The sequence below is a fragment of the Cupriavidus oxalaticus genome (assembly GCF_004768545.1).
GTDB lineage: Bacteria > Pseudomonadota > Gammaproteobacteria > Burkholderiales > Burkholderiaceae > Cupriavidus > Cupriavidus oxalaticus_A.
Map to the genome: position 1 here is coordinate 2,625,826 of NZ_CP038635.1, position 13,221 is coordinate 2,639,046.

Annotated in this window: 9 protein-coding genes; 5 read left to right on the top strand and 4 right to left on the bottom strand. The window is 67.2% G+C overall.

Features of this window, described 5'->3' with window-relative positions:
* Positions 1-154: 154 nt before the first annotated feature.
* The 3 genes from sauS (at position 155) to E0W60_RS23000 (ending at position 4,649) form a co-directional block, all read left to right on the top strand.
* Positions 155-1,600 (top strand): acylating sulfoacetaldehyde dehydrogenase, encoded by a 1,446-nt coding sequence (gene sauS / locus E0W60_RS22990; protein WP_135705646.1) that lies wholly within the window; start codon positions 155-157, stop codon positions 1,598-1,600.
* Positions 1,597-3,126 carry an acyl--CoA ligase gene (locus E0W60_RS22995; protein ID WP_135705647.1) on the top strand — a complete coding sequence of 510 codons (1,530 nt, stop codon included), beginning with the start codon at positions 1,597-1,599 and terminating at the stop codon, positions 3,124-3,126. Before sauS ends, E0W60_RS22995 begins: the two co-directional genes overlap by 4 nt.
* Positions 3,127-3,356: 230 nt before the next feature.
* Positions 3,357-4,649 (top strand): MFS transporter, encoded by a 1,293-nt coding sequence (locus tag E0W60_RS23000; RefSeq protein WP_135705649.1) that lies wholly within the window; start codon positions 3,357-3,359, stop codon positions 4,647-4,649.
* A 34-nt stretch (positions 4,650-4,683) separates the two neighbouring features.
* Here the strand turns inward: E0W60_RS23000 and E0W60_RS23005 are convergent, their stop codons facing one another.
* Positions 4,684-7,032, bottom strand: coding sequence for a UvrD-helicase domain-containing protein (locus E0W60_RS23005; protein WP_135705650.1), 2,349 nt, complete (start codon positions 7,030-7,032; stop codon positions 4,684-4,686).
* A 265-nt stretch (positions 7,033-7,297) separates the two neighbouring features.
* Here E0W60_RS23005 and E0W60_RS23010 point away from each other — a divergent pair, with 265 nt between their 5' ends.
* Together E0W60_RS23010 and galU are read left to right on the top strand one after the other, a co-directional pair.
* Positions 7,298-10,165 carry a valine--tRNA ligase gene (locus tag E0W60_RS23010; protein ID WP_133097412.1) on the top strand — a complete coding sequence of 956 codons (2,868 nt, stop codon included), beginning with the start codon at positions 7,298-7,300 and terminating at the stop codon, positions 10,163-10,165.
* 122 nt (positions 10,166-10,287) lie between these two features.
* A complete protein-coding gene (gene galU, locus E0W60_RS23015) occupies positions 10,288-11,178 on the top strand; it encodes a UTP--glucose-1-phosphate uridylyltransferase GalU (RefSeq protein ID WP_133097411.1) in 891 nt (296 codons plus the stop codon).
* Positions 11,179-11,248: 70 nt separating this feature from the next.
* Here galU and E0W60_RS23020 read toward each other — a convergent pair whose 3' ends face one another.
* The 3 genes from E0W60_RS23020 to E0W60_RS23030 form a co-directional block, all read right to left on the bottom strand.
* The gene (locus tag E0W60_RS23020; protein WP_029045528.1) at positions 11,249-11,476 is read right to left on the bottom strand and encodes a sulfurtransferase TusA family protein; all 228 of its coding nucleotides are present in this window, start codon (positions 11,474-11,476) and stop codon (positions 11,249-11,251) included.
* Positions 11,477-11,516: 40 nt separating this feature from the next.
* A complete protein-coding gene (locus tag E0W60_RS23025) occupies positions 11,517-12,101 on the bottom strand; it encodes an NUDIX domain-containing protein (RefSeq protein WP_133097410.1) in 585 nt (194 codons plus the stop codon).
* A gap of 62 nt (positions 12,102-12,163) precedes the next feature.
* Positions 12,164-13,207: a threonine aldolase family protein gene (locus tag E0W60_RS23030; RefSeq protein ID WP_135705651.1), complete on the bottom strand. Its 1,044-nt coding sequence runs from the start codon at positions 13,205-13,207 to the stop codon at positions 12,164-12,166.
* Positions 13,208-13,221 lie beyond the last annotated feature (14 nt).

Here is a 13,221-nt window from a genome sequence, read left to right on the forward strand (position 1 = left end):
ACGCGTTGGCGTCCCGAAATCTGCACTACCGGATGCAACCCGCAGCCGTGCTCGCGAAAGCGCACAAATTGGGACGGCATGCCGGTTTGGGTTCACTAGATTCGACTCGGGGCCGCCGCGGCGGACCTACCTGACCCAACCCCGGAGCCGATCCATGAGTGTGCAGATACTGCAGCGCCAGCAGTCCCATTCCACCGATGTGCCCGTGCCGGAAGACCAGGTCGATGCGATCGTGGCGCGCGCCCGGCAGGCGCAGCGCGCGTTCGCGCGTGCCGGCCAGGCCATCGTCGACACCGCCGCGGCCGCCGCCGCGTGGGCCATCATGGAGCCCGCGCGCAACCGCCAACTGGCCGAGCGGGCCGTGGCCGACACCGGCCTTGGCAACGTCGACGACAAGATCCGCAAGAACCATCGCAAGACGCTGGGCCTGCTGCGCGACCTGCACGGACGCAAGACCGTCGGCGTGATCGCGCGTGACGCCGCCACCGGCATCACCGAGATCGCGCGGCCGGTCGGCGTGGTCGCCGCGATCACGCCGTCGACCAACCCCGGGGCAACGCCGGCCAACAAGATCATCAACGCGCTCAAGTGCGGCAACAGCGTGGTGGTCGCGCCCTCTCCCAAGGGACAGGGCACATGCGAGCTGCTGCTGTCGTTCATCCACGCCGAGTTCGCGCGCGCCGGCCTGCCCGCCGACCTGGTGCAGATGCTGCCCGCGCCGGTGTCGAAGGCCTCGACCGCCGAACTGATGCGCCAGGCCGACCTGGTGGTGGCCACCGGCTCGCAGGCGAACGTGCGCATGGCCTACACCTGCGGCACGCCGGCGTTCGGCGTCGGCGCGGGCAACGTGGCCGCCATCGTCGATGCCAGCGCGGCGTTGGGCGATGCGGCCGCAAAGATCGTCCGCTCCAAGACCTTCGACAACGCCACCAGCTGCTCGTCGGAGAACAGCCTGGTGATCCTCGACGCGGTCTACCAGCCCATGCTCGAAGCGCTTGCCGCCGTCGGCGGCGTGCTGCTCACCGCCGAGGAAAAGGCGCGGCTGCAGGCGCTGATGTGGCGGCACGGCAAGCTCGCCGGCGACATGACCGGCCAGAGCGCGCCGCGCATTGCCGAGCTGGCGGGCCTGGCGCGCGTGCGTGCGCTGCAGCCGACCATGCTGCTGGTGCCTGAGACCGGCGTCGGCAGCGACTATCCCTTCTCCGGCGAAAAGCTCTCGCCGGTGCTCACGCTCTATCGCGCCGCCGATTACAACGCCGCCGTGGCGCGCGTGGCGAGCCTCTACGACTACATGGGCGCGGGCCACTCGGTCGGGCTGCATACGGCCGATCCGCGGCAGGCGCTGCAACTCGGGCAGGAACTGCCGGTGGCGCGCGTGATCGTGAACCAGGCGCACTGTTTCGCCACCGGCGGCAATTTCGACAACGGCCTGCCGTTCTCGCTGTCGATGGGCTGCGGCACCTGGGGCGGCAACAACTTTTCGGACAACCTCGGCTGGCGGCAATACCTCAACATCACCCGCATCGCCGAACCGATCGCCGAATGCGTGCCCGACGAGCGCGAGCTGCTGGGCGACTACTTCGCGAGGGTCGGCCAATGAACGCGCGCATCCGCCCCGAAGTGCTCGACACCGTGGCCACGCTGCTGGCCGCCCGTGCCGCGCAAGCTTCCGACAAGGCCTACCTGCTGTCTCCCGACAGCGGCCGCGCGCTCAGCTTCGGCGACCTGGCCGCCGACGCGGATGCGCTCGGCCGCCGCTACGCCGAGGCCGGCCTCGGCAGCGGCCAGACGGTGTCGGTGTACCTGCCCAACGGCGAGCAGACCGCGCGGCTGCTGCTCGGCACCATGGCCTGCGGGCTGGTGGCCAATCCGATCAACCTGCTGTGCCAGCCCGCGCAGCTGCGCTACATCCTCGGGCACGCGGACACGCGGCTGGTCTTCACTTCCTCCGAAGGCGAAGCCGCGATCCGCACGGCGCTGGCCGAAGCCGGCGTGGAAGTGCCAGTGGTGGTCACCGCGCCCGACGACACCGCCCTGCCCGCGCTGCCGGTAGTGCAGCCCGGTGCCGCTCCGCTTCCGCCACCGCAGCCGCATCATCCGGCGCTGCTGATGTACACCTCCGGCACCACGGGCACACCCAAGGGCGTGTTGCTGACCCACCGCAACCTCGCCGCCAACGGCGCCAGCGTCAGCCGCGAGCATGCGCTCGGCGCGGGCGATCGCGTGCTGGCCACGCTGCCGCTGTATCACATCAATGGGCTGGTGGTGACCGCGATCGCGCCGCTGGCACATGGCGGCTCAGTGGTGATGCCGATGCGCTTCTCGGCCAGTGCGTTCTGGCACGACATTGCCCGCCACGGCTGCACCTGGCTCAACGTGGTTCCGACCATCATCGCCTACCTGCTCAACGATCCCGATGGCCGTGCGCCGGCCGGCGTGCGCTTCTGCCGCTCCGCTTCCGCCGCGTTGCCGCCGGAGCACCACCGCGCGTTCGAGCAGCGCTTCGGCATCGGCGTGATCGAGACCATGGGCATGACCGAGACCGCGGCGCCGGCGTTCAGCAATCCGCTCGATCCGCAGCAGCGGCGCATCGGCAGCATCGGCCGGCCCTCCGGCACGCAGGCTCGCGTGCTGGGGCACGACGGGCGACCGCTGCCCGACGGCGAGATCGGCGAGATCGTGCTGCAAGGCGAGAGCGTGATGGCGGGCTACTACAAGGCGCCCGAGGTCACGCGCGAAGCCTTCACGCCCGACGGTTGGCTGCGCACCGGCGACCTCGGCTACCGCGATGCGGAGGGCTACTTCTACATCACCGGCCGCGCCAAGGAACTGATCATCAAGGGCGGCGAGAACATCGCCCCGCGCGAGATCGACGAAGCGCTGCTGCGCCATCCGGGCGTGCTGGAAGCGGCGGCGGTGGGCGTGCCCGACCCGGCCTACGGGCAGGAGATCGTCGCCTTCATCGTCAGGCGCGAAGCCGTGGCCTGCGACGACGCGGCGCTGCGCGCGCACTGCCTGCGCGAGCTGGGCCGCTACAAGACGCCCCGGGAATTCCGCTTCATCGCGGAATTGCCGCGCGGGCCCTCCGGCAAGGTGCAGCGGCTGAAGCTGCTGGACCCTGCATGAGCTGACACCCCATCCCTTCCCCCAACTTTCGCCAAGGAGCCCGCTCACCCCGCTACCACGACATCCGGAGACACGCACAGAGACACACAGCTGTTTGCTCAAGGACGGGGCAGCGCAGCCAGGACTTATCGCTGGCGCGCTCCGGCGAGCCGCAAGCGCATGGCAATGGACCACGCGCCGGCCGCCGCCCCGTCAACGCCACGCGCGCCCGCCGCGCATAGGAGGTGGTTATGCAGCAACGCATCAAGACCCGGCACATGATCCTCGGCGTCATGTGTTTGATGTACTTCATCGCCTATATCGACCGCGTCAACATCTCGGTTGCCGCCCCGCTGATCCGCGAGGAGATGGGGCTGACGTCCTCGCAGCTGGGGCTGGTGTTCTCGGCCTTTGCCTATCCCTATGCCGCCATGCAGATCCTGGGCGGCTGGATGTCCGACAAGTTCGGGCCCAAAAAGGTGCTGATCGTGCTGTCGCTGATCTGGGGCGTGGCCACGGTGCTGACCGGCTTTGCCGGCAGCGTGATGATGCTGGTGGCGCTGCGCTTCGTGCTGGGCATCGGCGAAGGCGGCGCGTTTCCGACCGCCACGCGCGCTTTCACCTACTGGATGCCGGTGGCCGAACGCGGCTTCGCGCAAGGCATTACGCACAGCTTCGCGCGGCTGGGCGGTGCGATCACGCCGCCGATCGTGCTGGCCATCGTCGCCGCGGCGGGATGGCGCGAGGCCTTCGTCGTGCTGGGTGCGGTGAGCCTGGGCTGGACCGTGCTGTACGCGCTGACGTTCAAGGACTCGCCCGACAAGCACAAGCGGGTCACGCCGGAAGAACTGCAGGAGATCGGCTACCGGCGCGGCGATTCGCAGCAGGCGGCCAAGGCACCCACGCCGTGGCGCCGGCTGTTCCGCCGCATGTGGCTGGTGACCTTCGTCGACTTCTGCTACGGCTGGTCGCTGTGGGTCTACCTGACCTGGCTGCCGTCGTACCTGAAGGAAGCGCGCGGCTTCGACCTGAAGCAGCTGGCGCTGTTCACCGCGCTGCCGCTGATGGCGGGGGTGGTCGGCGACACCCTCGGCGGCGTGCTGTCGGACCGCATCTACCGGCGCACCGGCAACCTGCGCCTGGCGCGCGGCGCGATCCTGTTCGTCGGGCTGGCCGGCTCGCTGATGTTCATCGCGCCGATGACCTTCACGGCCGATGCCGTCAACGCGGTGATCCTGCTGTCGCTGTCGTTCTTCTTCCTGGAGCTGACCAATGCCGTGCTGTGGAGCCTGCCGCTGGACATTGCCGGCAAGTACGCCGGCACCGCCGGCGGCATGATGAACACCGGCTTCGGGCTGGCCGGCATGGTGTCGCCGGTGGTGTTCGGCTACCTGATCGAGCGGACCGGCAGCTATGACCTGCCGTTCATGATCTCGGGGGCGTTGCTGGGCGTTGGCGCGGTGGCGTCGCTGTTCATCAATCCGTTGCTGACCGTGGACACTCCCGACCCGAAGGCCGGCGAAGTGCGGCACGCCCTGTCCTGAGCCCGGTGAGCGGCGGCGGGAAGGCCGGCGCCGCTCAGTCGATCGCGTCCAGCTTCGCCACCGACAGCGCCAGCCACTTGGCGCCGTGGCGCTTGAACTTGATATTGGCGCGGGCGTCGTTGCCTTCGCCCTCCAGCGCGGTGATCACGCCTTCGCCAAACTTGTTGTGGAACACCGACTGGCCCACGCGCAAGCCGGTGCCCGCCTCGCGCTTGGCGTCGGCATAGCCGTTGCCCTTGTCCATGCCGCCGGTCGGGCGCGTGCCGGTGTAGGGAACATCCTCCGGCTTGCGGAACCAGTCGCGGCCCCAGGCATTGTCGCGTTCCTGGCGGCGTACGCCGCCGTAGCCCTGCACCGCGGGCGTCAGCCACTTGAGCGCTTCCTCGGGCAGTTCCTCGAAGAAGCGCGAGCGCACGTGGTACTTGGTCTGGCCATGCAGCACGCGGCTCTGCGCGAACGACAGGAACAGGCGCTCGCGCGCGCGCGTGATCGCCACGTACATCAGGCGGCGTTCTTCTTCCAGCCCGTCGGGGTCCATCATGCTGTTCTCGTGCGGGAACAGGCCTTCTTCCAGCCCGGTGATGAAGACCACATCGAACTCCAGCCCCTTGGCCGCGTGCACCGTCATCATCTGCACCGCGTCCTGGCCGGCCTGGGCCTGGTTGTCGCCGGCCTCCAGCGAGGCATGCGTCAGGAACGCGACCAGCGGTGTCATCACCACCGGCAGCGCCTCGGGGTCGAGCACCTGCTGGGACTGGTCGCCGTCGGCCAGCACCGGCATGGCGGGCGCACGATCCGCGGGAATCACCGCAGCGAGCGCATCCAGCCCGTAGCCCTCTTCCACCACGAAGGCCTGCGCGGCAGTCACCAGTTCCTGCAAGTTCTCGATGCGGTCCTGGCCTTCCTTCTCGCCCTGGTAGTGGGTAATCAGGCCGCTGGTGTTGATCATGTACTCGACGGTCTCGGCCAGCGTCATGCGGCGGGTGTCGTCGCGCATTTTGTCGATCAGGCGCGTGAACGCGGCAAGCTTGCTGCCGGCCGCGCCGGGCACGTAGGCCACGGCCTCGGACAGCGCGCAATCGTACTGCCGCGCCATGTCCTGCAGCACCTCGAGCGAACGCGCGCCGATGCCGCGCGCCGGGAAGTTGACCACGCGGCCGAAGGCGGCATCGTTGCGCGGATTTTCCAGCAGCTGCATATACGCCAGCGCGTGCTTGATTTCGGCGCGCTCGAAGAAGCGCAGGCCGCCATAGACGCGGTACGGGATGCCGGCGGAGAACAGCGCGTGTTCGATCACGCGCGACTGGGCGTTGCTGCGGTACAGGATGGCAATCTCGGCGCGGCTGGCGCCCTGCGCGATCTGGTCGCGGATTTCCTCGATGATCCAGCCCGCTTCCTGGCCGTCGGTGCCGGCCTGGTACACGCGCACCGGCTCGCCATGGCCGGCGTCGGTGCGCAGGTTCTTGCCCAGGCGGCGCGCGTTGTGCGAGATCAGGTGGTTGGCAGAATCCAGGATATGCCCGTGCGAGCGGTAGTTCTGCTCCAGCTTGATCAGCCGGCGCACGCGGAACTCATGCTCGAAGTCGCGCATATTGCCGACATTGGCACCGCGGAAGGCGTAGATGCTCTGGTCGTCGTCGCCCACGGCAAAGACCGCGGCCGGGTTCTGCGTGCCGTGGCCGGCCAGCAGCTTGAGCCACTGGTACTGCAGCACGTTGGTGTCCTGGAACTCGTCGACCAGCACATGGCGGAAGCGGTGCTGGTAGTGCTGGCGGATCGCGTCGTTATAGCGCAGCAGTTCGTAGCAGCGCAGCAGCAGCTCGGCAAAGTCGACCACGCCCTCGCGCTGGCACTGCATGTCGTAGGCGGCGTAGAGGTCGACGAAGCGCTTGTTGAAGTCGTCGTTGGCCTCGACGTCGGCCGGGCGCAGGCCCTGCTCCTTGGCGTTGTTGATGAAGTACTGCAGGTTCTTGGCCGGGTACTTCTCGTCGTCGACGTTGAGCGACTTGAGCAGCCGCTTGAGCGCCGAAAGCTGGTCCTGGCTGTCCAGGATGGCAAAGGTCTGCGGCAGCCCGGCATCGCGGAAATGCGCGCGCAGCATGCGGTTGCACAGGCCGTGGAAGGTGCCGATCCACATGCCGCGGGTGTTGATCGGCAGCATCGACTGCAGCCGCGTCTGCATTTCCTTCGAGGCCTTGTTGGTGAAGGTCACCGCCAGGATGCCCGCCGGCGAGACCCGGCCGTTCTGCAGCAGCCAGGCGATGCGCGTGGTCAGCACGCGGGTCTTGCCGCTGCCCGCGCCCGCCAGGATCAGCGCCGGCTCGTCAGGCAGTGTGACGGCGGCAAGTTGTTCGGCATTGAGGTTGGCGAGCAGGTCGGACATCGGAGGGGCCTTGTGGAATGGCGCCAATTATACCGGTCGGCCCTGTCCGATCCGTCACATCCGAGCGGCGAAAACTGCCCTGCATGCAGGCGCGCACCTGCCTTAGCCAGCCTTTCCCGCCCGGGGCCGCTGTCCGCAAAATAGGCAGCGACCGGCCCGCCCCCGTATAATTTGGGGTTTCACTGGCGCAAGGCCGCCAGGCGCAGGCCGCCGCACCCCGCTACAGCCCTGCGACGCATCCAGACGCCAACCTCGACATCCCAGCATGACCGCCCAAGACCAATCGCTTGCCAAGAGCTTCGAACCCGCCGCCATCGAGGCGAAATGGGCCCCCGAGTGGGAGAGCCGCGGCATCGCCAAGCCGACCTTCGACCCTGCCCGCCCGGACTTCGCGATCCAACTGCCGCCGCCGAATGTGACCGGCACGCTGCACATGGGCCATGCCTTCAACCAGACCATCATGGACGGCCTGGCGCGCCACGCGCGCATGCTGGGCGCCAACACGCTGTGGGTGCCGGGCACCGACCACGCCGGCATTGCCACCCAGATCGTGGTGGAACGCCAGCTCGAGGGCGAGGGCGTGTCGCGCCATGACCTCGGCCGCGAGAAGTTCACCGAGAAGGTGTGGGCCTGGAAGGAAGAGTCGGGCTCGACCATCACCCGCCAGGTGCGCCGCATGGGTGCGTCGATCGACTGGAGCCGCGAGTACTTCACCATGTCGCCGGAGATGTCGAAGGCGGTGACCGAAGCGTTCGTGCGCCTGTACGAGCAGGGCCTGATCTACCGCGGCAAGCGCCTGGTCAACTGGGATCCGGTGCTGGGCACCGCCGTGTCGGACCTGGAAGTCGACAGCGTCGAGGAAGAAGGCTCGCTGTGGCATATCCGCTATCCGCTGGTCGAGGCTGACGCCAAGCGCGGCCTGACCCACCTGACCGTGGCCACCACGCGTCCGGAAACCATGCTGGGCGACGTGGCCGTGATGGTCCACCCGGAAGACGAGCGCTACGCGCACCTGATCGGCAAATCGGTGCACCTGCCGCTGACCGGCCGCCAGATTCCGGTGATCGCCGACGAATACGTCGACCGCGAGTTCGGCACCGGCGTGGTCAAGGTGACCCCGGGCCACGACTTCAATGACTATGCCGTCGGCCAGCGCCACAACCTGCCGCAGCTGTCGATCCTGACGCTGGAAGCAAAGGTCGTTGCCGACGCGCCGGCCGCCTACGCCGGCCTGGACCGCTTCGACGCGCGCAAGGCTATCGTCGAGGACCTCGACAAGCGAGGCCTGCTGGAAGAGGTCAAGAAGCACAAGCTGATGACCCCGCGCAGCGAGCGCACCGGCAGCGCGATCGAGCCGATGCTGACCGACCAGTGGTTCGTCGCCATGAGCAAGCCGGCGCCGGAAGGCACCTTCAACCCGGGCCGCTCGATCGCCGAGGTGGCGCTCGAAGCCGTACAGAGCGGCGAGATCAAGCTGGTGCCGGAAAACTGGATCAGCACCTACAACCAGTGGCTGGGCAACATCCAGGACTGGTGCATTTCGCGCCAGCTGTGGTGGGGCCACCAGATCCCGGCGTGGTACGACGATGCCGGCAACTGCTTCGTCGGCCGCACCGAAGAGGAAGCGCTCGCCAAGGCCCGCGCCGCCGGCAGCACCGGCGCGCTGCGCCGCGAGGAAGACGTGCTCGACACCTGGTTCTCGTCGGCGCTGGTGCCCTTCTCCTCGCTGGGCTGGCCGGCGGAAACCCCGGAGATGAAGCACTTCCTGCCGTCGTCGGTGCTGGTCACCGGCTACGACATCATCTTCTTCTGGGTGGCGCGCATGGTCATGATGACCAAGCACTTCGTCGGCAAGGTGCCCTTCCATACCGTCTACGTGCACGGCCTGGTGCGCGATTCGGAAGGCAAGAAGATGAGCAAGTCCGAGGGCAACACGCTCGACCCGGTGGACCTGATCGACGGCATCGACCTCGACACGCTGCTGAAGAAGCGCACCACCGGCCTGCGCCGCCCCAAGGACGCGCCCAAGATCGAGAAGAAGACGAAGAAGGAATTCCCCGAGGGCATTCCCGCCTTCGGCGCCGATGCGCTGCGCTTTACCTTCGCCTCGCTGGCGACGCTGGGCCGCAACATCAATTTCGACACCGGCCGCTGCGAGGGCTACCGCAACTTCTGCAACAAGCTGTGGAACGCGACCCGCTTCGTGCTGATGAACACCGAAGGCCATGACTGCGGCATGGGCCCGTGCAACAATGACTGCGGCCCGGACGGCTACCTGCACTTCTCGCAGGCCGACCGCTGGATCGTGTCGCTGCTGCAGCGCGTGGAAGCCGAGGTCGAGAAGGGCTTTGCCGAGTACCGCTTCGACAATATCGCCAACGCGATCTACAAGTTCGTCTGGGACGAGTACTGCGACTGGTACCTGGAATTGGCCAAGGTGCAGATCCAGACCGGCACCGAAGCCCAGCAGCGCGCCACCCGCCGCACGCTGCTGCGCGTGCTCGAGACCGTGCTGCGCCTGGCGCACCCCATCATTCCCTTCATCACCGAAGAGCTGTGGCAGAAGGTGGCCCCGCTTGCCGGCCGCGCCAAGGGCGACGGCAGCGAGACCATCTCGCTGCAGTCCTACCCGCTGCCGGCTGTCGCCAAGATCGACGAGGACGCCGAGCAATGGGTGGCGCGCCTGAAGGAAGTGGTCGATGCCTGCCGCAACCTGCGTGGCGAAATGAGCATCTCGCCGGCGCAGCGCATCCCGCTCTATGCCGAAGGCGACAGCGAATTCCTGAAGGCGGCCAGCGCACATATTCAGGCGCTGGCGAAACTTTCCGAGGTGCGCGTCTTCGAAGACGAGAGCACCCTGCAGGCCGAAGGCGCAGGTGCGCCGGTAGCCATTGCCGGCGGCAACCACCTGCTGCTGAAGATCGAAATCGACGTCGCCGCCGAGCGCGCGCGCCTGTCGAAAGAGGTCGAACGCATCGCTGCAGAGATCGGCAAGTGCCGCGGCAAGCTCTCCAATGAAAGCTTTGTCGCCAAGGCGCCGCCCGCCGTGGTGGCGCAAGAGACGCAACGACTCGCTGATTTCGAGCAAACGCTGGCCAAGCTGCAGGGTCAGCTGCAACGGCTGCCGGCCTGACCGGCAGCCGATGACGCCCCTGCCAGTCTGGTTTCCGTCCAGCGGCGTCGGACGGAACCGGACAGACGGCGCCGGTAATGGCTGGCAGGGTTATGAACCAGCATCTGAGAGGTACACCTGATATGGAAAATCGCGTCACCAAGGCCGTCTTCCCGGTCGCAGGCCTGGGCACCCGCTTCCTGCCAGCCACCAAGGCCAGCCCGAAGGAAATGCTTCCGGTAGTGGACAAGCCGCTGATCCAGTACGCCGTGGAAGAAGCCATGGCCGCCGGCATTACCGAGATGATTTTCGTCACCGGCCGCTCCAAGCGCGCCATCGAGGACCATTTCGACAAGGCCTTCGAGCTGGAAGTCGAGCTGGAAGCCAAGAACAAGCAGGCGCTGCTGGACGTGGTGCGCTCGATCAAGCCCGCCAACGTGGAGTGCTACTACGTGCGCCAGCCCGAGGCGCTGGGCCTGGGCCACGCGGTGCTGTGCGCCGCCAAGCTGGTCGGCGACACCCCGTTCGCGATCATGCTGGCCGACGACCTGATCGACGGCAACCCGCCGGTGATGAAGCAGATGGTGGATACCTTCAACCACTACAACTGCTCGGTGCTGGGCGTCGAGGAAATCTCGCCGGAGCAGAGCCGCTCCTACGGCGTGATCGATGGCCGCGAGTGGGATGAAGGCGTGATCAAGGTATCGGGCATCGTGGAAAAGCCTGCCCCGGAAGACGCCCCGTCGAACCTGGGCGTGGTCGGCCGCTACATCCTGACGCCGCGCATCTTCGACCACCTGCGCGAGCTGAAGCCTGGCGCCGGCGGCGAGTTCCAGCTGACCGACGCGATCCAGTCGCTGCTGGGCCAGGAGCAGGTGCTGGCCTACCGATACCAGGGGCGCCGCTATGACTGCGGCAGCAAGCTGGGCTACCTGAAGGCGACGGTCGAGTTTGCGCTGAAGCACCCGGAAGTCGGCGCCGAATTCAGCGCCTATCTGGAATCGCGCGAGCACCTGACGCGGCCGAACAGCTGAACGTTCGCCTCGTTCACCAAATGAAAAAGCCGCTTGAAGCGGCTTTTTCTTTGTCTCTCTTCGAGATCGATCAGCGGCGGCGCATGTAGAACACGAACACCTTGTCGACTTCCGAATGCGACAGCAGCTCGTTGCCGGTCTGCTTGGCGAAGGCCTGGAAATCGCGCGTCGCGCCGGGATCGGTCGCCAGCACTTTCAGCACTTCGCCGCTGGCCATGTCGGCCAGCGCCTTCTTGGTGCGCAGGATCGGCAGCGGGCAGTTCAGGCCGCGCGCATCCACTTCTTTCTGGAACTCCATTCGTCTCTTCCTTCGGGTTCTGAGGCTATTCGGGGGACTCTCACCAGCGATATTGTAGCGAAGCCCCGACCTGGCTGAAGTCATGCGGGCGGCGCGGGTCCGGAATATCCGCGCCGGTCTGCCGGTCGAAGAAGCGCACCGGGTAACCGCGCGCGGCCAGCCAGTCGGCCACGGCGAAGCCGGTACCTGCCGACCACACGCGCACGTCCTCGGGCGCCACCAGCTTGTATTCGGCCAGTTCCTCGGACAGCTGGACGGTGCCGGTCGCCTTGACGTGGTAGGCGATGATCAGCTCGTTCTTGCGCATGAACTCGTAGACGCCGATCAGCGAGACCGACTCGGTATCGAGGTTGGTCTCTTCCTTCAGCTCGCGCGCCACGCCCAGCTCGGGCGGCTCGTCGCGCTCCAGGAACCCCGTCACCAGCGCAAACATCTTCTCCGGCCAGGCGGCGTTGCGCGCCAGCAGCAGCTTGTCCTGGTACTCCACCACCGCCGCCAGCACCGGCAGCGGGTTGTTCCAGTGCACGAAGCCGCATTCATGCTGCACGCAGGCATGGCGTTCGCGCCCGGACAGCGGCAGCACCTCGAGCGGCGCGCCGCACTGCGGGCAGAATCGGTATTGCATTGGGGGGCTCCTGTAGGTGTCTCGTTATCAGAATGATCGCGCCGCCTCGTTCAAGCACCTGCTCAGGCACCCCTTGAGGCGCCACATGCCGCGCGCATGTCGGCGGCGAGCGCCTCCACCGTCTGCGGCTGCAGGTCCCACGAACACATGAAGCGGCAGCCGCCGGCGCCGATGAAGGTATAGAAGCGCCAGCCCCTGGCGCGCAGCGCCTCGATCGCCGGCAGCGGCAGCTCGGCGAAGACGGCGTTGGACTGCGTCGGGAACATGATGCGCACGCCGGGGATGTCGGCAATGCGCTGCTGCAGCAGTTGCGCCATGGCGTTGGCATGGCGCGCGTTGGCCAGCCACACATCGTTCTCGAGCAGCCCCAGCCATGGCGCCGAGATAAACCGCATCTTCGACGCCAGCTGCCCGGCCTGCTTGACGCGATAGGCAAAATCCTCGGCCAGGCGGCGGTCGAAGAATACCACCGCCTCGCCCACCGGCAAGCCGTTCTTGGTGCCGCCGAAGCACAGCACGTCGACGCCGGCGCGCCAGGTGATCTCGGACGGATGCACGCCCAGCGACGCCACCGCATTGGCAAAGCGCGCGCCGTCCATATGCACGCGCAGCTGCCGGCGCTTGGCGATGGCCGCGATCGCGCGCACCTCTTCCACGCTGTACACCGTGCCGACCTCGGTCGACTGCGTCAGCGACACCACCTTGGGCTTGGGGTAGTGGATGTCCGAGCGGCGCGTGACCAGCGCCTCGATCGCATCGGGCGTGAGCTTGCCGTCCTCGCCCGGCGCGGTCAGCAGCTTGGAGCCGTTGGAGAAAAACTCCGGGCCGCCGCACTCATCGGTCTCGATATGCGCCAGTTCGTGGCAGATCACCGAGTGGTACGACTGGCACAGCGCCGACAGCGCCAGCGAGTTGGCCGCCGTGCCGTTGAACACGAAGAACACTTCGCAATCGGTCTGGAACAGGTCGCGGATGCGGTCGCAGACCTTCTGCGTCCAGGTGTCGTCGCCATAGGCCTGCTCGTGGCCGCTGGCATTGGCTTCCAGGAAATACTTGAGCGATTCCGGGCAGAAGCCGGCGTAGTTGTCGGAGGCGAAGTGCTGCATGGTGTCCAGGCCGT